20 protein-coding genes and 1 other RNA gene are annotated in these 20,732 nt (G+C 29.7%); 10 read left to right on the plus strand and 11 right to left on the minus strand.

From position 1 onward, the window contains the following. Positions 1–83 precede the first annotated feature (83 nt). The 4 genes from CQA42_RS06175 to CQA42_RS06190 are packed head-to-tail and all read left to right on the plus strand — an operon-like array spanning position 84 to position 4,930. Positions 84–2,273 carry a TonB-dependent receptor gene (locus CQA42_RS06175; protein WP_115583797.1) on the plus strand — a complete coding sequence of 730 codons (2,190 nt, stop codon included), beginning with the start codon at positions 84–86 and terminating at the stop codon, positions 2,271–2,273. Between the two features lie 9 nt (positions 2,274–2,282). Continuing rightward, complete coding sequence (locus tag CQA42_RS06180; protein WP_115583798.1) at positions 2,283–3,221, plus strand: ABC transporter substrate-binding protein; 939 nt, start codon at positions 2,283–2,285, stop codon at positions 3,219–3,221. Continuing rightward, entirely contained in the window at positions 3,211–4,203 is a 993-nt protein-coding gene (locus CQA42_RS06185) for an iron ABC transporter permease (protein ID WP_115583925.1), read from the plus strand. The genes CQA42_RS06180 and CQA42_RS06185 overlap by 11 nt, the downstream gene beginning before the upstream one ends. Beyond that, positions 4,190–4,930, plus strand: coding sequence for an ABC transporter ATP-binding protein (locus tag CQA42_RS06190; RefSeq protein WP_115583799.1), 741 nt, complete (start codon positions 4,190–4,192; stop codon positions 4,928–4,930). Before CQA42_RS06185 ends, CQA42_RS06190 begins: the two co-directional genes overlap by 14 nt. Here CQA42_RS06190 and coaE read toward each other — a convergent pair. From coaE to ffs, 4 genes are all read right to left on the minus strand, one after another. Next, positions 4,927–5,511, minus strand: coding sequence for a dephospho-CoA kinase (gene coaE / locus CQA42_RS06195; RefSeq protein ID WP_115583800.1), 585 nt, complete (start codon positions 5,509–5,511; stop codon positions 4,927–4,929). The genes CQA42_RS06190 and coaE overlap by 4 nt on opposite strands. Beyond that, entirely contained in the window at positions 5,511–6,026 is a 516-nt protein-coding gene (locus CQA42_RS06200) for a hypothetical protein (protein ID WP_115583801.1), read from the minus strand. The genes coaE and CQA42_RS06200 overlap by 1 nt, the downstream gene beginning before the upstream one ends. A gap of 40 nt (positions 6,027–6,066) precedes the next feature. Beyond that, positions 6,067–7,275, minus strand: a complete 1,209-nt coding sequence (locus tag CQA42_RS06205; protein ID WP_115583802.1) for an NAD(P)/FAD-dependent oxidoreductase — start codon at positions 7,273–7,275, stop codon at positions 6,067–6,069. Positions 7,276–7,409: 134 nt separating this feature from the next. After that, an RNA gene (gene ffs, locus CQA42_RS06210) (signal recognition particle sRNA small type) lies at positions 7,410–7,507 on the minus strand. A 138-nt stretch (positions 7,508–7,645) separates the two neighbouring features. Between ffs and carB the strand changes: the two genes are divergently transcribed. From carB to dapF, 6 genes are read left to right on the plus strand one after another with little or no spacing between them, the layout of a single operon-like run. Then, on the plus strand, positions 7,646–10,924 hold the full coding sequence (gene carB / locus CQA42_RS06215; RefSeq protein WP_115583803.1) for a carbamoyl-phosphate synthase large subunit: 3,279 nt from the start codon (positions 7,646–7,648) through the stop codon (positions 10,922–10,924). Continuing rightward, complete coding sequence (locus CQA42_RS06220) at positions 10,924–11,355, plus strand: Sua5 YciO YrdC YwlC family protein (protein ID WP_115583804.1); 432 nt, start codon at positions 10,924–10,926, stop codon at positions 11,353–11,355. Before carB ends, CQA42_RS06220 begins: the two co-directional genes overlap by 1 nt. After that, positions 11,355–11,777 (plus strand): hypothetical protein, encoded by a 423-nt coding sequence (locus CQA42_RS06225; protein WP_115583805.1) that lies wholly within the window; start codon positions 11,355–11,357, stop codon positions 11,775–11,777. The genes CQA42_RS06220 and CQA42_RS06225 overlap by 1 nt, the downstream gene beginning before the upstream one ends. Before the next feature lie 10 nt (positions 11,778–11,787). Continuing rightward, positions 11,788–12,036, plus strand: coding sequence for an RNA-binding S4 domain-containing protein (locus CQA42_RS06230; protein WP_115583806.1), 249 nt, complete (start codon positions 11,788–11,790; stop codon positions 12,034–12,036). Between the two features lie 10 nt (positions 12,037–12,046). After that, positions 12,047–12,544, plus strand: coding sequence for a DUF4149 domain-containing protein (locus tag CQA42_RS06235; RefSeq protein ID WP_115583807.1), 498 nt, complete (start codon positions 12,047–12,049; stop codon positions 12,542–12,544). Between the two features lies 1 nt (position 12,545). Then, positions 12,546–13,316 (plus strand): diaminopimelate epimerase, encoded by a 771-nt coding sequence (gene dapF / locus CQA42_RS06240; protein WP_115583808.1) that lies wholly within the window; start codon positions 12,546–12,548, stop codon positions 13,314–13,316. Here the strand turns inward: dapF and CQA42_RS06245 are convergent. The 7 genes from CQA42_RS06245 to pyrH are packed head-to-tail and all read right to left on the minus strand — an operon-like array spanning position 13,300 to position 20,709. Continuing rightward, a complete protein-coding gene (locus CQA42_RS06245) occupies positions 13,300–14,106 on the minus strand; it encodes a hypothetical protein (RefSeq protein ID WP_115583809.1) in 807 nt (268 codons plus the stop codon). The genes dapF and CQA42_RS06245 overlap by 17 nt on opposite strands. After that, positions 14,106–15,278 (minus strand): N-acetylmuramoyl-L-alanine amidase, encoded by a 1,173-nt coding sequence (locus CQA42_RS06250; protein WP_115583810.1) that lies wholly within the window; start codon positions 15,276–15,278, stop codon positions 14,106–14,108. Before CQA42_RS06250 ends, CQA42_RS06245 begins: the two co-directional genes overlap by 1 nt. A gap of 2 nt (positions 15,279–15,280) precedes the next feature. Continuing rightward, positions 15,281–16,375, minus strand: a complete 1,095-nt coding sequence (locus tag CQA42_RS06255; protein ID WP_115583811.1) for a nitronate monooxygenase — start codon at positions 16,373–16,375, stop codon at positions 15,281–15,283. Next, positions 16,372–17,580, minus strand: a complete 1,209-nt coding sequence (tyrS, locus tag CQA42_RS06260; protein ID WP_115583812.1) for a tyrosine--tRNA ligase — start codon at positions 17,578–17,580, stop codon at positions 16,372–16,374. The genes CQA42_RS06255 and tyrS overlap by 4 nt, the downstream gene beginning before the upstream one ends. An 8-nt stretch (positions 17,581–17,588) precedes the next feature. Then, complete coding sequence (locus CQA42_RS06265; protein WP_115583813.1) at positions 17,589–19,736, minus strand: bifunctional (p)ppGpp synthetase/guanosine-3',5'-bis(diphosphate) 3'-pyrophosphohydrolase; 2,148 nt, start codon at positions 19,734–19,736, stop codon at positions 17,589–17,591. A gap of 17 nt (positions 19,737–19,753) precedes the next feature. Beyond that, on the minus strand, positions 19,754–19,972 hold the full coding sequence (locus tag CQA42_RS06270; RefSeq protein WP_115583814.1) for a DNA-directed RNA polymerase subunit omega: 219 nt from the start codon (positions 19,970–19,972) through the stop codon (positions 19,754–19,756). A 14-nt stretch (positions 19,973–19,986) separates the two neighbouring features. Continuing rightward, the gene (gene pyrH / locus CQA42_RS06275) at positions 19,987–20,709 is read right to left on the minus strand and encodes a UMP kinase (protein ID WP_115583926.1); all 723 of its coding nucleotides are present in this window, start codon (positions 20,707–20,709) and stop codon (positions 19,987–19,989) included. Between the last annotated feature and the right edge of the window lie 23 nt (positions 20,710–20,732).

The raw sequence follows: 20,732 nt of genomic DNA on the forward strand, positions 1-20,732 counted from the left end.
TGAAAGAATCACAAACTATTATATATAATACTACCTTATTATGTAATACTACCTTTTAGCAAATAAATAGACAAAGGAAGTTTTTGAAAAAAATTAGTATATGTTTTGTATTGTTAATATTACAAGGCAATGAAATAAATGATATAAATATAGGAGAAGTTACAACAACTGCAAATAAAACATCAACACTTACTTCAGAATCTGCTGGAAATATAAGCATTGTAACAAAGCAAGATATAAATAAAACTCCAAATGCAAAATTTAGCGATACATTAAGAGGATTAGAGAGTATAAATACACCAAAAGGAAGAGGTTTAGAGACATTTGATAATGTAACTATAAGAGGGATTAGTGGTGGCACAAATATATTAATAGATGGAGTTAGCATAAATGATATGAATAATAATGCAAAAATGCTAACAAGCATGAATGCTCTTGACTTAGAAAGAGTTGAGGTTATTCGTGGTCCTTTTTCAAATATATATGGAAGTGGCGCACTTGGTGGCGTGGTAAATTTCATAACACAAATGTATGATGAACTCACAATAAAGGCAAGCATTGGCTATGGGAATCCACTTCAAGATAAAAATGCACCACAAAATCTTTTACGCGGATTTGCAACTTTTGGGGATGCATATTTTAATAAAAAATTAAAAATCAAAGCTAGTTATGCTTTTAGCACATCAAAAGGATATGCAGCAGATGAAGCTTGGGTATCATCAACTCAACAAAATGTAAGTGGATACATACCAACAACATCAAGCACAGGAGAGATTAGATATATTGTTGGCGATATGGGAAGACAATCTTATAATACACATGATTTTAGGCTACAAAGCAAACTAGATATAGGCGATAATGGGGAGCTTAGTGCGAGTTTTAATTATTCAAATTACAATTACAGACACATAGACCAACAAACATTTTTAAGCCAAAATGGTGAAAAATATTGGGGCAATAGCTCAAATATTCAAAACCCTCAAGGAACTATACCATATGCTTTTGTAGGTGGAATGGGAAATGAATCTTATAATCAATTTATAGAAGCAATAAAATATAAACATTATTTTTCAAATTCAATATTAGAATTTAATATCTCTAGACTTGATGGATTTGATTATTGGAATGGACCAAACGCTGATGCAAGCCCGTTTGGTGGCAGTGGCAAGCAGGTTTATACAAGACATCAAAAAAATGCGCTAGATTTATTTTATTTTCTAGATTTAAATAAAAATTTTTCTTTATTATTTGGGCTAGATTATAAAATGTTATCAATGGATATAAATAATCATAATATTTTTGATTGGAGATATTTAGATTCTCCAAAGATGACATTTGAAGGGAAAAGTGGCGGAGATTCTCATTTTGTTGGTGCATTTGGTGATGTAAATATGAAATTTCTAGATGATGAATTGATCGCCTCTATTGGTGGTAGAGTTGATTATTGGCTTGGAAATGATTATTATAATATTAATGCAAATGGGATAGGCTTGCCTACAAGGGGAAACAAAAAGTTTGCATTTTCACCAAAACTATCAATTAATTATAATTTATCTAACATAATATTGCTAAAAACTTCTATTGGGCAAGCATTTAGAGTGCCTACACTAAATCAAATGTTTTCAGAATATACATACAATGATGGAACAAAAATACTTGGCAACCCAAATTTAAAGCCAGAAAATGCAACAAGCTTTGATATAGGGATAGAGCAAAAAATCATTAATAATCCTATAAAAATATTTTATTTCTACACTCACTTAAGCAATGCAATTTATAGAGATAATGCAACAAGTAGCTACCAAAATGCAGGAAGTGCTAGATTACAAGGTATTGAAATCGCATATAAAGAAAATTTATTCTATGATTTTAGTTTTCATATCACATATACTTGGACTGATTCAAAAATGCTAAAAAATAGTGCAAATCCAAACAGCATAGGCAAAAAACTACCAGGGATTCCAGAGCATAAAGCATATATAAATTTATATTATGAATACAATCATCTATATTCACAAGATTCTAAGATTTATGCAAGCTTGGGATATGAATTTGCAAGCAAAGCATATAACAATGCTGATAATTTAGATACGATAAAAAATGTATATGGAGCAAAAGATTCTTATTCTTTATTTGATTTTAGAATTGGAATGAAATTTAATAAAGACTTTAGCGTCAATTTTGATATAACAAATCTATTTAATCAAAAATATTATTCATATTATAAAGCAGCAGGCAGGGCTTTTTTTCTTAGCCTTAATTACAATATATAAAGGAATAGAGTGAAAAAAATTTTATTAATATTATTGCCATTGCTATTGCTTGGAGATTCTAAAATTGTAATACAAGATTTTTTAGACAATAAAACAACGCTAACAAAACCAGCAAAGACTCATATATTTCTTAGCTTTTGTGAAATGGTAGCAATGCTTGATATTTGGGATGATGCAGTTGGACTAAGCCAACATGTTTATAATACACCACTTTTAAGAATCTCTAATCCAAATATAGATTCTATACCAAAAGTAGGTGGCGGTAGCGGATCAAATCTAAATATAGAAGTCCTAAAAAAACTAAATCCCGATATAGTTGTAGTTTGGGCTGGAAAAAAAGAGCAAATTGATTTTGTAAGAAAAAAAGGGATAAATATCATTGCTTTTTATCCAAATAGTATAACTTCGCTAATTGCTGATATGCAAACTATTTCAAGAGCACTTGGAAAAGAAGAATTATTCAATAAAAAAATGCAAAAAGGTTATGAAATAATAAAACTAATAGAATCTAAAAAAGAAAAAATAGAATCTAAAAAAAGTGCGCTTTATCTATGGAGTAAGCCAAATGATATATCAGGCGGAGTTGGTATGGTAGCTAGCATGCTTGATTTAATAGGTGTGGAGAATCTAGGAAAAGATATAAATACAGATTCTACTCAAGTTAGTATTGAATACATGATAAAACTAAATCCAGATATTATTTTTATATGGGGAGCTGCAAGATTTGATGTGCAAGATATTTTAGATAATAAAAAATTAAAAAATATAAAAGCTGTACAAAATAAAGCTGTATATAAAATGCCATTATGGGATAATTGGGGTCCTAGAATCTTAGAAACTTCACTATTTGCTGCAAAATTTGCATATCAAGATTTATATAGTGATATAGATATAGATAAAATCATTGGAGATTTTAATAAGGAATTATTTGGTATTGATGCAAGATAGAATCCAAAAAATCAAAATTGCTATTATTTTTATTTCTCCACTAATTTGTGGCTTTTTTATGCTTAATGTTGGTGCGATAAATATTAATTTTCAAAAAATACTAAGTGAATTTTATAGTTATATTTTTTATGGCACTGCTTTGAGTGCTGAAGGATCTATTCTGCTTGATACAAGACTTCCTAGAATCTTAGGTGCGATATTGATTGGTGCGTCATTAAGCGGCTGTGGTGCGATAATGCAAAATATATTCAAAAATCCCCTTATTGATCCATTTTTACTTGGTATTTCAAGCGGGGCAGCACTTGGCTGTGCTATGGGAATTGGAATCTTTCCATCAATAAATCTATCTATACTTGCATTTTGTGGAGCGATTTTTAGTTCTATTTTGATACTTATTATTGGTAAAACTACAAACAATATATCGCTTATCTTAGCAGGTGTTGTTATTAGTGCATTTTTGAGTGCGATAACTAGCCTTATTCAATTTTTTGTCCCTGCTGAAAAATCTCAAAGTATCACAATATGGCTTTTTGGAAGTCTTGGATTGATTGAATATAGCGATGTAGTTTTACTTTTTGTTGGGTTTGTGTTTTCATTTAGTATATTATTTTTACTTCATTCAAAAATAAATATCTTAAGCCTTCAAGATAGTGAGGCAATATCACTTGGTGTTAATATCTCATTAATAAAGACAATCTGCATGCTACTTATTAGCTTTATTTGTGCATTATGTGTAAGTATAAGTGGGACTATTGGCTGGATTGGACTTATTGTGCCACATATTGCAAGATTTTTAGTTGGTAGCAATATGAAGATTTTACTTCCTTGTTCTCTTGCACTTGGAGCAAGTATGCTTTTATTTAGTGATGGGATTGCAAGAGGAGTAAGCACATTTGATCTGCCACTTGGGGCGATAAATGCGATTATATTTGCACCATTTTTTATCGTACTTCTTTTTAGGCATTTAAATGTTAGATATTAAGAATATAAATATTTCATATGGCAAAAGAGAAATCCTAAATAATATAAATCTAACTTTTAGAGATTCTAGTTTTAATGCGATTTTAGGTGCAAATGGTGCTGGAAAAACCACACTTTTTAAATGTATATTAGGGCTAATAAAACCTTTTAGTGGCGAGATATTGATAGAAAATAAAAATATCAAGGATATAAAAATCAAACAAAGAGCAAAACTAGTATCATATATGCCGCAGATTCTAGATGTGCCATTTGATTATAGTGTATTTGATATGGTGGCTTTTGGATTTGAAGCACATACTAGAATCTTTAGCAAAATAAATAAAAACAAGATTTTTAATATACTTGAAATGCTAAATATACAAGACTTAGCAAATAGAGGTGTGCAATCACTTAGTGGCGGACAGAAAGCATTGGTATTATTGGCTAGATGTATGTTGCAAGATAGTAAGATTCTGCTACTTGATGAACCGATAGCATATCTTGATATAAACAATCAAAAAAAATTGCTTGATATTATCTCTAAATTGAAAGAAAAAATAATTATTATAAATATTCATGACCCAAGCTTAGCGCTTGATTATGCTACAAATATCATCGCTATAAAAAATCAAAAAATATTATTTCAAAAAAATAAATTTGATGTAACAAAAGAGGATTTAGAAAAACTATATGAAATAGATTTAAATTATCACAAATTAGAGAATCTGCACTTTATAAAAGCAATTTAGAGTGTTTTTATAAAAGATTCTATTTGAGATTGTAAATGTGCTAAATCCTTGCTATTATCGATTATATAGGTAGAAAGGGCTTTTTTAGATTCTATATCTATTTGAGATTCTATCTTTTTTATGGCTAATTCTGCTTTTATATTATCTCTTTTTATAAGTCTATCTATTTGTATTTGTTTTGGTGTATAAATAAGCAAGATTCTATTTATTGGATATTTTTCTTTTGCTTCAAAAAAAAGTGGAATATCTACAAAATAGACTTTTTTATACTTTTCTAGCTCTTTTGCAATTTGTAAGATCTCATTTCTTATAAAAGGATGTAAAATATTTTCTAATATTTTTCTTTTTGTATCATCACAAAATACAATAGCACCTAATTTTTTTCTATCTATATTATTGCTAGAATCCAAAATCTCGCTACCAAATTCTAAAACTACCTCATCTTTTAATATATTTAAAGCATTATGAGCTATTTTATCAGCATCAATGATGCTATATCCATATAGTTTTAGTAGATCACATACACTACTTTTACCACTTGCTATTCCACCAGTGATTGCTATTGCATTTTCTAATTTCATTAATTTTTTGCTACACCTTTTAAAATATCTTTTAGATAGTTTGGCATAGCAAATGCTGCTTCATGAATCTTTGCATTGTAATATTTTAGAGATTCTATCATGTCGATTTTTTGAAGACATATATCTGCAAGCGGGTGAAATTTATTTGATAAAAACAAATAATAATTTTGTGCAACTTTAAATGGCATTTTGATACTAAAAGATGCATTTTTAATAGAATCCAGTGCATTTTCTTGGCTAGATTCTAAATTGGGCAAATTTATAATAACAATAGAATCTTTTGTTGTTATCCCTAAAAAGTCCTTGGTTGTATCATTTTTCATATCAATAATCAAATCAAATTTCTCTTTTTTGTCACTTGTATCATAAACATTACAATGCAATGTATCAAGAAATTCTAAGAGCTTTTTATTTTCACAATGAAGAACTAAAACATCTTTTTTTTCATAATTAAAATCATTTATACACAAACCAACACAAGCCAAAAACTCTGCTTCTATAATATCTTTATCCATTTAATAGCCTTTATTAATATTGTTTTAGAAATTATAACAATTAATTACTACTTCTAAATCTAAATTGACCTTTTTTAAGGACATTAGCAATCCCACCAATGCTAAATATCCATTTATTTTCTATAAAGTTTTTCAAAAATGCCGCTATTTCACCACTAATGCTTATATGAAAAACAACGCCAACTCCATCTGTATGACCAATCGAACATACAGTTCCTTTATGCTTAAATACAAATGGCTTACTAAGTGATTTGTCATTTAGTATATTTACCAAGTTTTTGCCAACATACTCACCCATTTGATTTGCAAGTTGTGCTGTTGGGGCATTTAATATATCTCGTTTCATACAAATTGCACTATCACCTACAACAAAAATATTAGGATATTTTGGCACTCTTAAAAATTCATCTACCAAAATCCTAGAATCTTTATGCTCAAAATAAGTAGAATTAGATATCACACCACTGCCTTTTACACCAGCACACCATATAATATTGTTTGCTTTTATATCCTCTAAAACACCTAATTTATTTTTAATAATAACTCCGTCACTTTTGCATTCAATAACATCACCTTGAATAAATTCTATTCCTAGCTTTAACATCTTATGCTTTGCTAATTTAGAATCCCCTGCATTAAACATAGGCAAAATCTGCTCACCTCTACTTACACAAATGATTTTAACCAAGCTTTTATCAATACCACAAATCTTACACAATTCATCAATTTGCGTTCCAAGTTCAGCTGCAAACTCAATACCTGTAAATCCACTACCACATACCACAAATCGTAAATCAAGCGGTTCTGAATCAAAATCTTTAAACTTAGATTCTATATTATTTCTAAGGCGAATAGCAGAATTTAATGTTTCTAGCTTATAGCAAAACTCATCTACACCTTTGATACCAAATGTATTTGGAACAAAACCAAGTGCAATAACCAAATAATCATAGCTATAACAACCTCGCTCTCCAAATACTTGTTTGGATTCTGGATTAATTCTTAAAATAGTATCTTTTATGAAACTAACCTTATTAGAATCTAATATTTTTCTAAAAAAAATCCTAGCTTTCCTTGCGCTATAGGTTCCAACTGCAACCTTGTGAAGTAATGTCGTTTGATAATGATAGTCGTGCTTGCTGATTAATGTAACATTTGCTTTATCCACTTGCAGATATTTTTGTAAATAAGTAGCAATCTTAAATCCGCCATATCCACCACCAAGGATCAAAATATTTGGTCTTCCCATGTGAAGCTCTTTATAGTAAATGAAATATTTTTTTATGCCTAGATTATAATAAATTGTAATTGCATTCATTTATTAAATCAAATAAAGTTGTATGAGTATGATTAATTTTTGTAACAAGGATATTTAAGAAGCGCCCTTTTTCAGATTACTATGGCACATAAATATTATAGGGGCTCTGCTGTGTTCCCACCCTGAAGCATTGCCTATAACACCCATTGCATAGGTCTAAAAAAGAGCAAGTAGAATAATAATTAAATATTCCTTAAATCAAAATTTAAGAAATTAAAAATTAAATAATTTTTATAATGAAATTTTTAAGTGCTTTTGTATAGAATGCAAAAAACTTTCTAGCACAATAAAGAGGGGTTTTATGCCAAAACGAACAGATATACAAACAATTTTACTTATTGGTTCAGGACCAATCATAATAGGACAGGCTTGTGAATTTGACTACTCTGGCACACAAGCAGCAAAAACTCTAAAAAAACTAGGATACAAAGTAATCCTTATTAATTCAAATCCAGCAACAATCATGACAGACCCAGATTTTGCGGATAGGACTTATATAGAGCCTATTACAGAAGAAATTATTGCAAATATAATAAAAGTAGAAAAAGTTGATGCTATTTTACCTACGATGGGCGGACAAACAGCGCTAAATGTAGCTATGCGAATGCAAGAAAAAGGAATGCTAGAGGGTATTAAATTTTTAGGAGCAAATCCAGAGGCAATCAAAAAAGGGGAAGATAGGCAGGCTTTCAAGGAAGCGATGATAAAAATTGGTATGGATTTACCAAAAAGTAGATATGCCTACACAATGAAAGAAGCTCTTGATGCAGCAAAAGAAATAGGATTCCCGCTTATTATTCGTGCAAGTTACACACTTGCAGGGGGTGGAAGCGGCGTAGCATATAATATTGATGAGTTTATGGCAATAGCTCAAAATGGGCTTGATGTAAGTCCAATAAGTGAGATTCTCATTGAAGAATCTTTGCTTGGTTGGAAAGAATATGAAATGGAAGTTATACGCGATAGATTTGATAATTGTATTATTGTTTGCAGTATTGAGAATCTCGATCCTATGGGTGTGCATACAGGGGATTCTATCACTATTGCCCCAGCACTCACACTTACAGATAAAGAATATCAACGAATGCGTGATGCTAGCTTTAAAATCTTGCGTGAAATTGGCGTAGATACAGGTGGAAGCAATGTGCAGTTTGCAATAAATCCGCAAAATGGGCGAATGACGGTTATTGAGATGAATCCACGCGTTTCACGAAGTTCTGCGCTTGCAAGCAAGGCTACAGGATATCCAATCGCAAAAGTCGCTACAATGCTTGCTGTTGGATTCTCACTTGATGAGATAAAAAATGATATTACAGGCACACCAGCTAGCTTTGAACCTAGCATTGATTATATTGTTACAAAGATTCCACGATGGACATTTGAGAAATTTCCAAAAGCAGATTCTACACTTACGACTTCTATGAAAAGTATTGGTGAAGTTATGGCGATAGGTAGCACTTTTAGAGAATCTTTACAAAAAGCACTTTGTAGCTTAGAAAATGGATTGTGCGGATTAAATACAATATCAAATGATATAGAATTAATAAGCAAAGAAATAAGACGACCAAATGCAAATAGATTGCTATATATTGCTGATGGCTTTAGAATGGGGCTAAACATAGAAGAAGTGCATGAATTAAGCAAGATTGATAAATGGTTTTTAAATAATATAAAATATTTAGTAGATAGAGAAAAAGAAATCACTTCCAATGTTTTAAATGACGAAAAACTTTTAAGGGAATTAAAAATCGATGGTTTTAGCGATGAAATGATTGCGCTTTTATTAAATAAAAATAATAATGGATTTAATCTAAATCAAAATGATATTTATCAAGCAAGAATGAAATTTGGTATAAAACATGAATATAGCGAGGTAGATACTTGTGCAGGCGAATTTCCAAGTCTTACACCTTATTTATATTCAAGCATTTCATATAATCCACAAAATCAACAAACTTATCAAAATACGCAAAATTGCATAGATGAAAAAAGTAAAAAAATCCTAATTATCGGTAGCGGTCCAAATAGAATTGGACAAGGTATTGAATTTGATTATTGCTGTGTGCATGCAAGTTTTGCATTAAAAGATTTGGGATATAAAAGCATTATGTATAACTGCAATCCAGAGACGGTTAGCACGGATTATGATACAAGCAATATATTGTATTTTGAGCCTATTGATTTTGAGCATGTTCGCTCTGTAATTGAGAGAGAAAAACCAGATGGAATTATCGTGCATTTTGGGGGACAAACGCCTCTTAAACTTTCAAAAATGCTATCTTTGCTTGATGTTAATATCATAGGAAGCAGTGCAAAAGTAATAGATATTGCAGAAGATAGAGAAAAATTTGCAAAATTTATCGAAGAAAACAATCTATTACAACCACAAAATGGAATAGCTTTTAATAAAGAAGATGCATACAAGATTGCTTTTAATATTGGATTTCCTGTGCTTGTTCGCCCTTCTTATGTGCTTGGTGGAAGGGCTATGAAAATCGTATATAATGAAGATGAACTAAGAATCTACATGGAAGAAGCACTAAATATAAGCCAAAATAATCCAATTTTAATTGATAAATTTTTAGATGGTGCAATAGAGCTTGATGTTGATGCTCTAAGTGATGGCAAAGATGTATATATCGCAGGAATCATGCAACACATAGAAGAAGCTGGAATCCATAGCGGAGATTCTACTTGTGTGATACCAACAATTAATATAAGTGAAAAACATCTAAAAGAAATAGAGCAAATAACACAAATTGTCGCATTAAAACTTGGTGTTATAGGACTTATGAATATACAATATGCAATATACAATAACGCAATATATATTATTGAAGTTAATCCAAGAGCATCAAGGACGACACCTTTTGTAAGTAAAGCCACAGGGATTCCACTTGCAAAAGTTGCTACACATATAATGTGTGGAAAAACACTTAAAAAAGCACTAAATTTTTATGATAAATACAATATAGTAATCAATGAAAATGGAATCTATAAACCAAAAATGCCAAAATATGTATCAGTAAAAGAATCTGTATTCCCATTTAATAAACTTCCTGGAGCAGATGTATTGCTTGGTCCAGAAATGAAAAGCACGGGTGAAGTTATGGGGATTAGCTCTTCATTTGGCATTAGCTTTGCAAAAGGACAAATTGCATGCAACAATGCACTTCCACTAAATGGAAATGTGCTGCTATCGTTTATGGATAATGATAAAAAATATCTTCCAAATATTGCAAAGAGTTTTATTGATCTTGGGTTTAATGTATATGCAACAGCAGGGACATATACTAATCTAATAAATAATAATATAGAAGCTACAAAAGTATTAAAAATAAGCGAGGGGCGACCAAATATTCATGATTTATTATCAAATAAAGAGATTGATATAGTGATTAATACAAGTGATGATAAATCAAGCAAAGATGATGCAAAAAAGATAAGAGAGAAGGTTGTTAGACTTGCAATTCCATATTTTACAACCATATCTGGGACAAAAGGTGCGCTAAAAGCTATAAAAGAACTAAAAAAATCATCGCCTTATAAAGTGCAAGCTTTGCAAGATTATTTAAATTAATGTATTTATTTTTAGCTCAAAGTGATACAACAGCTGGGTTTTTAAGCAAATCAAAAGATAGAATCTTGCTTGCAAAGCAAAATATGCAAAACAAACCCATATTAGTAGAATCTAACTCACTTTTTTTGATAAAAAAACACTCCAAGATTCCACAAAAAATAAATAAAGCAATAAGAAGAAGTAAAAAGACTACTTTTATATTCCAAAATAATAAATCATTTAGACTTGTGGATGATGGCTTACATTCGCAGTTTTTAGAGCATTTTGGGCTTCTTTATTCTTCATCTGCAAATTTACATAAACATAAATTTGATTTAAATTTTGCTATAAATAAAGCTGATGTTTTAATAATGGATAAAAGAGGAATCTTTGAATCCTCTCCATCTAAAATTTTTAAAATAAAAAAAGATAAGATAAAAAAGATAAGATAATGGATAAAATCATAGCTATAGTTTTTTTTGGTGCGATATTTGGGCTATTTCCAATAATTATATTTTATGGCGGAATCTTTATTCATTATTTTTCATATTATGAAATAAAAGAATATTTCAATAGCTTTTTTATGCAGAATCTAAATTTATATCTATATATTTTATTTGGATTATTTAGCGGAATTGCTTTTGTTGTAAATAAAAATTTTTTAAGATTTATATATCTAATTTGTGCTATTTTATTTTGTCTTACACTAATTCCTAGTATAGGATTAAATGCTGGAGAAAAAATGTTTGCAAAAAATGCAAAAATAAATATAGATGGCAAAAATTATATTGCAAAATTAATCTATAAAGACAATATGAAAATATATTATAAATTAAAAGATAACCCAAAAATACAAAGATTGGATGTAAGATAGGAGGAAACTTTTGCGAATTGATAAATTTTTAAATACTACAAATATTTTAAAACGAAGAAGCATGGCAAAAGATTTGCTAGAAAGTCACCTAGTAAGCATTAATGGTGGCATAACAAAAGCAAGTAGAAATGTAAAAGTTGGAGATATTATTGAAATAAAATTTTTAGAATATTCAAAAAAATACGAAGTATTAATGATACCTACAACAAAAACACTACCTAAAAATCAAAAACAAGAATATATAAAAGAGATAAGCTAAGGATGATTAGATGAAATTTTTATTTGGAAAAACATTTATAAATACAGCAGTGGCATTGTATATTTGGATTCTAGGAATTACTATTGGAGCATTGCTTGCAAGTGGGGCTTTTGTCGCAAATGTGATATTTAATGCTAGTTTTTTTGGAGTTGAATTAAGCAAATTTCAAAGCGGAATCTTAATGACTCAAATATTTCTAAAATTAAATATATTACTTATTGTAGTTGCTTTTATCATTGCGATATTTGAGACTTTTACCCTTCGTCTAGGAGACAATAAAAAAATAATTAAAATTATATTATTTATAAGTGGTGCAATTAGTGTGATTTGCATATTGTTATTTAGTCTTTATTACACTCCTTTTATTGTAGAACAACAGCAGCTAGGTCTAAATGCTACGCAATCAAGTGAGTTTATCTCTATGCATGCTCAAAGTGAATTTGTGGCAAATGTATTGTTTTTTTGTCTTAGTATAAATGTCTTATTTAGGCTAGTTTATAGGAAATAAAATGTGGCTTACAAAATATAATGCAAGTGGTAATGATTTTTTAATCTTTTATACATTTAACAATATATTAGATTCTAAAAAAAGAGCAAATCTTGCAAAAAAAATATGTAATAGACATAGTGGAATTGGTGCTGATGGGCTTGTAATCATCATGCCACATAGTAAATATGCATATAAATGGGATTTTTATAATTCTGATGGAAGCAAAGCAGATATGTGTGGAAATGCAAGTAGATGTGTCGCGCACTATGCTTACATAAACAATCTAGCGCCAAAAAAGCATTCATTTTTAAGTGGTGCTGGAGAAATTAAAGTAGAAATTGATGATAAAAATGATGATATAGTAGAAGTAAATTTTGGAAAAGTAAAAATAAAAAAAGATTGCATTGATGAATATGAAATGCAATTTACACTGCTAGATTCTGGAATCCCACATTTAGTAAGCTTTATAGATGGTAAATTACCAAAAAGTAAAAATAAGATGATGGAGAATCTAAGAAAAAAATACAATGCAAATGTAAATTTTGCAAAAATCATTAGTAAAGATATCATCCATTTATCTACATATGAAAGAGGTGTAGAAGATATCACACTTGCATGCGGAACAGGCATGGCTGCCACATATTATCTAGCATTAATGCAAAATAAGATTCATAAAATCGCCACATTAATACCACCAAGCAATGAACCTTTGTATTTTAAAATGCAAAATGACGAAGTGTATTATAAAGGTAAAGTAGAGCGAATCTGTGATATCAAGCTTTTTCTATAAGTATATTAAAAAACCAATACAATAACCCAATCGTATAAAAAAATAAATTTGCATAATACAAATAAAATTGCTCTAGCAAATGAGAACAAAGTATAAATAAAATAAAACCAAAAATAAGAATAAATAAATTTACGATATTATAAAAAGTAATAGAACTCTTAAGAGAAAAAATAATTCTTGCAAACAAAATAATACTAGCTAATGATAAAACAAAATCAATAGCAGATAAAAAATTATCAAAGTCATATACCCTTATGCAATAACCAAATAAAAATATAATACTTACATTTAGTGATGGCATTATTTCTTTTATATATGTTTTATAAAAATAGTTATTAAATAGATTCTTTTTATAAAAAAAGATAAATAAAGGAATAGTTATAAAATAAATAAATACAAAACTATCAATGATTAATTCTTCTATACTATTTATCACCAAATGATTATCATCTAAGTCATAAACATCCAAAAATCCATCTAAATTATCCTGTGGCAATGCAAAGCTAATGATTAATAATGACAAAAAAATAAAGATTCCAAATAATGCCATATAAATATATTTCTTAGAATCTTTTCTTATACTTGATTGGATAAGATAAATCAAAATACAAATTGCAATAAATAGCAAAATCCTTGAAAGTTGAACAAAAATATTATTTGGACGAAGAAAAATATCTAATAAATCAACAAAATTATCAATAAATAGTGACGAGATAATAGACAAAAAGAAAAATGAAGAAAAGAAAAAAAATATAAGTGAGAAAATAAACTCATTTTTTTGCTTGGTCATTAAAAATTCTTTAAAAAATAATTATCTATGCCATCAGCAATACCTATGGCTAATTTTTCTTTATAATTCATATTTTGTAATTTTTCTAAATCACTTTTATGCGATATATAGCCAACTTCAACCAACACTGAAGGCATCAATGCACCAACCAAAACCCAAAAAGGACCTTCTCTTACTCCACCATCTATCGTTTTGGTATATAATTTTCTTGTATTTATAAGCATTCCATGTTGGATATCTATGGCAAGTTTGTTTGATGCTAAAAGTCGCTGCGAATTGATAGAATTTAAAAATGATAATTTTGAGAAATAATTCATAACCTCAATATCATCTTTATTTTCTAATTCTGCGACTTTTCTAGCGCGTTCGCTTCTTGCGTTTGATAAGAAATAAGTCTCAATTCCACTTGTAGTATTATAATTTTTTGATGTTTTAGGAAGTGAGTTTGCATGAATTGAGACAAATATATCTGCTTCTTTATTATTAGCAAACTTTGTCCTATCTGTAAGGCTTATATATTTATCACTATCTCTAGTCATATAAACTTTATAACCTCTAGATTCTAGTGTTTTTTTAACAAGTTTGCCTATAGCAAGAACAATAGTTTTTTCACAAATTTTATCTGCTTGCGCTCCACAATCTTTTCCACCATGCCCAGGGTCTAATACGATGATTTTATCTTTTCTTGCAAATGGGATAGATTCTGCTTGTTCTTTTATTGGTGGAGTAGTATCTGTTGTCGGCGAAGTGGGCTTTTTATCATCTATTGAATTAAACAAATTGGATATAACATTTTTGTCATTTTGTATTTGTGTATTTTGATTTGAATCTTTTTTTGTATCAAAACTAAGTAATAAAATATTTTTATTGATTTTGAAATTTAGAGTTTCTATTTTTTTACTTTGTATCACAATCCTTGTAGTCTTTTTGTTGTTTTGTGCGATAGTGATAAAATTTTCATTTTTTAGTCTAAAAGTCTTTTTTTTAAGCATATATTCTGCTTTTATATCATAGTAGATTCCAGTGTTTATCTTGGATTTATTAAAATTTTCTAATTTGATGCTTTTATTAAAGATGATACTCACTACACCATTGTTTTCTTTTAAATTAGTAATTTTTAATGGAGCACTAAATAACAAAAATGGAATTAAAAGAAAAATAAATCTTATCAATCTTATCTTCCACTCAATTCATCTATAAGTTCTTTAACGCTAATGATTTTATCGATTCTATATCCATTTGCACCTGTAAAATACAATCCTGTATCAAGATTCCCATAGCTGGCATCGCCTAATCTATCAGCTATACAATATCCTACTTTTTTAGCCTCCATTCCTCGATGACATGGTTGAACACAATTACTAACGCATGCTATCTTTGGGGCAGTGCCTTCACTTATAGCCTTTAATACACCTATATTAATAGCCCTAGCTGGATAACCAACCGGTGATTTAATAAGCTTTATATCTTCTTTTGTTAATTTTGGCATAATCTCTAAATACGCTTTAGCATCACATTCATAAGTGCCTAAAAATCTAGTAGCCATTTGCACGCCAAGAGCGCCTAATTCTAAAAAATTATCAATATCATTTCTATCCCAGATTCCACCTGCAGCAATTACAGGAATATTGCCCTGAATCTTAGCTTCTTTTACGACACTTGGCACGATATTTTCTAATTTAAATTCTTCTTTGAAACAATCTTCATATTTAAATCCTTGATGTCCGCCGCTAAGTGGTCCTTCAACAATCACAGCATCAGGGATTCTATTGTATCTTTCTTTCCATCTCTTGCAAATAATGCGTAAAGCTCTTGCAGATGAGACAATAGGAATAAGTGCTACATCTGGAAAATTCTTTGTAAATTCTGGCATATTGATAGGAAGTCCAGCACCTGTAATAATAATATTTGCACCTGCTTCACAAGCATCTCTTACAACCCTGCCATACTCATTTATTGCATATAAAATATTTGCAGCAAGAGGTGCATTTCCACATATTTTTCTTGCATTTTTAAAAATTTCATTTAATGCATTTTTAGAATAAAAATTAATTGCTTCAAATGGCTTAGAGCGAACGATTTTTTCAGTAAAGTGCATTTTTTTATAATATCCTGTTCCAACGCAACTAATAGTCCCCAAAGCCCCTTGAAGTGAAACATTACCTGCTAGTTCATCCCAGCTTATTCCAACTCCCATACCACCTTGTATAATTGGATATTTAATAGTATGTTTGCCGATTTTTAATGATTTAAACAATACATTGTTCATTTTATAATAGCTCTCAAAAATTTTCTTTTACCAATTTGGATTACATATATACCTGATTTAAGCTTAAGATTCTCATCTAATATTTTAACACCATCAATTCTTAGCGCCCCTGCGTTAATATCTCGTCTTGCTTGTGAGCTAGAATCTGACATTTTACTATCAACTAATAATTTACAAATCCATATATTAGATTCTGCACTAAATTCATTCAAATCTTTAGGCACGCAATCCTTGCTAAATACTAAGTCAAAATTCTCTTTTGCGCTCTTTGCACTCTCTTTTGAATGATATCTCTCTACAATTTCTAAAGCTAGATTCTCTTTTGCACTCTTTGGATGGACATTGTTATTTTCTACATCATGCTTTAATTTATCTAACTCATCAAGACTGATACTGCTAAGCAACTCATAATAACGCCACATCATAGAATCTGAAATACTTAAAATTTTGGCATACATATCATTTGGATTATCTGTGATACCTATATAATTACCAAGACTTTTGCTCATTTTATTTACTCCATCAAGACCTTCTAAAAGTGGCATCATAAGCACTGATTGCTCTTTATTTAGCCCATAAGCCCTTTGCATACTTCTACCAACAAGTAAATTAAACTTTTGATCATTTCCCCCGCATTCTATATCGCAATTAAGTGATACGCTATCATATCCTTGCAATAATGGATACATAAACTCAACAATGCTAATTGGCTGATTTTCTTTATATCTTTTTGAAAAATCATCCCTCTCAAGCATTCTTGCAACAGAAAACTTACCAGTAAGTTGCAACATTCCTTCGCTTCCTAATGCACTTAGCCATTTTGAATTAAAACAAACCTCTGTATGCTCTTTTGATAGAATCTTAAAAACTTGCTCTTCATAAGTCTTAGCATTTTTTAATACTTCTTCTCTGCTTAAAACTTTTCTAGTTTCACTTTTACCACTAGGATCACCAATGGTAGCTGTAAAATCACCAATTAGAAATTTAATATCTCCACCAAATTTTTGCAATGTAGCTAGTTTTTGCAAAAGCACACTATGTCCTAAATGTAAATCTGGAGCAGTTGGATCAAAACCAGCTTTTATAATAAAACGTTTTCCAAGTTTAAAGTAATTGCTAACTAAATCTTTAATATAGTCAATACCAATTATTTCACTTGTTCCTCTTTGTATTTCTCTTAAAGCATTATTTATTTTATCTTCCATTATTTTTCCTATGTATATGCATCTTTTAAATTAAAAAAATCAATAATTTTATATTTTTTAAGAAGCATGTTTTTTAATATTTTTGTATCATGTATTGGTGTTTCAAACATAATCTCGCAATTAGTCATAAATTGATTTTTATATCCATTATACGAAACTCCAATCACATTGCAATCATACTTCATTAATGTCCCCAAAAACTCCGCTAAAGTCCCCTTTTTTCCCTCTAGTGCTACTATCACTTTATATGCTGTATTGACATCATCTTTCCAATGAACAAAAACCATTCTAGCACCATTTGATACTTCTAAAAATACTCTCTCGCATAATTTATGATGTATAAATACTTTAGAGCCATTTTTTATCGCCAAGACTTCATCATTATGCTTTGGACGACAACAATAATCAAATAATGTTTCTGAAATAGTATGATTTGAATAAACAATAAGATTCCCAAATTCTTGTTTTTTGATTTTCAATCTATCTAGCCTTATCTTGGATAAGAAATTAACATTATTTTTTAGTTGATTTTTTATTCTATTTTTTAAATCAATTAAAAAATCCAAATCTTTTGTAGCCTTTCCAATAGACTGGAGAAGATTATTTTCTTTTACAAAATTTTCCACAATATTCATATTATGATCAAAAAATATCGTAGAGATGATGTTAATTGCACTTTTTTGCTCAATTTCTTTTATCTTGTGTGAGCACTGAATCTTTAAATCACTTTTTGCTTTTGAAGTCTTTACAGTATCAATCCAAGTGCATTTTGGTGCAGAAGACTCTCCTGTAATAATCCTTACTATATCACCACTTTTTAAGGTAGTAAGCAATGAAGCTTTTTGATGATTTATATATGCTTCTTTTGCGTGAGAACCAAGTTTTGTATGGACTGCATAAGCAAAATCAAGTGCCACAGCTCCAACAGGAAGCGTATATGTATCACCTGCTGGTGAGAATACAACAATATCTTCCCTATATAGATCATTTTTTGCTAATTCATAAAATTCTTCTATATTATTATCTTGATATTGAAGATTTGATATCCAATCAGTTGATGGTGACATACCGATATTTTTATATTTCCAATGTGCGGCTACACCAAATTCTGCTGAATGGTGCATTTTAGTTGTTCTTATTTGAATCTCAAATATAGAAGATTCATCAAAAACTGTGGTATGTATCGTTTGATAGCCATTTTCTTTTGGTAATGCTATATAATCTTTAAATCTTGATATAAGAGGTTTAAAATAAAGATGAACCAAACCCAATGCTTTATAGCAATCAATATCATCATTCACGATGATTCTAATAGCAAGCAAGTCTAATATTTCATCAATACTAACGCCTTTTTTTTGTATCTTTAAAAATATAGAATATGGTCTTTTAATCCGACTTTCTATTCTAAAATCAGAATCTAAAAATCCCCCCTGCATAAGTAATGAAGATATTTTTGTCGTAAAATTATTTAATTTTAAAATAAGATTCTGCCTATGTTCGTCTAAATATGCACCTATCTTATTGTATTCATCTCTAAAAATATAATAAAAACTTCTATCTTCTAATTCATTTTTAATCGATGATATACCAAGCCTATGTGCAATAGGTGCATATACTACAAGAGTTTCTTCTGCTATTCTTCTTTGCTTGTGTTCAGGCAAGACATCAAGTGTAAGCATATTATGCAATCTATCGCTTATTTTTATCACCAATGCTCTCACATCTTTAATAGATGCCACTAACATTTTTCTAAATGACAAAGCAGAAGATGCTAGCTTTTCATTTGTATCAGATGGAAATTCTTCTTTCCTAATATCAACTATTTTTGTAAGACTATCTACAAGAGAAGCTACATCATCGCCAAATTCATCTCTCACCCAATCAATATTATAATCAGTATCTTCTACGACATCATGCAACAATGCTGCACATATCATGGATTCTTCACCACCATAGTATGCGACAATGCAAGAAACTAATATTGGATGTATTGCATATGGGATTCCACTTTTTCTAACTTGTCCATTATGGGCGACTACACAAAAATTTAATGCACTTCTAATTTTTGGGGACATAGAATAAAATAAAATATTTTCTAATCTATCCGTAGCCTTTTCAATAGTATCAATATCATAAAATGATGAAAATAGATTCATAACCTTAAAAACAACATCTACTCTACATTATCTATTCTATCTAGAAAGATCTTACCTTCTGCAATCTCTTTTAATGCTATATCTGTTAATTTATATCTAGTTACATCCATATTAACAAGTGGAGTTGCACCATTGCCCAATTCCTTTACTCTGCTAAATACAAAGCAAGATAATTTATATCTATCATTATCAACTTTTTCTAATGCTTTTTCTAATACATCTTCGATTCTATCCATAATCCATGCTCCTTTTATTTTACAATTGAATAAATGCCTCTATTATACTTAATGATGTCGAGTAAGTTACCCGGTTTAAACATATTGCAAACAATAATTGGCAATCTATTATCTTTTGCTAATGCTATTGAGGTGTCATCCATAACTTTAATATCATCTTTTAATGCCTGATCATAAGATAGAGAATCAAATCTCACTGCATCATCAAATTTATTTGGATCTTTATTGTAGATTCCATCTACTTTTGTAGCCTTTACTATTACATCAGCTTCAATTTCAATAGCCCTTAGTGTCGCTGCTGTATCGGTTGTAAAAAATGGATTTCCAGTTCCAGCTGCAAATATCACTACTCTACCTTTTTGAATATGCCTAATAGCCCTTCTATGGATATAAGTCTCACATATTTCTTGAATCTCAATTGCACTTTGCACTCTAACATCAACACCGCAATGCTCTAATGCTTCTTGCATTGCAACAGCATTAATCACAGTTGCAAGCATTCCCATATAATCCCCGCTAGTCCTTCTTATGATACCACCTTCACTAGCACTCACGCCTCTAATGATATTTCCACCGCCAATTACTATGCAAATCTCAATATCATTTTGAGCCAATAATTTTATTTCTTGTGCAATATATTGCAATATTTTGATATCTACACCAAAACCATTGCCACCAGCTAATGCTTCTCCAGAGAATTTGACTAAAACTCTACTCTTTTTGTTTTGTGCATTAATATATTGTTGTTGCATTTTCTACC

The sequence above is a fragment of the Helicobacter sp. MIT 99-5507 genome, from assembly GCF_003364295.1.
In the GTDB taxonomy this organism is placed as follows: domain Bacteria; phylum Campylobacterota; class Campylobacteria; order Campylobacterales; family Helicobacteraceae; genus NHYM01.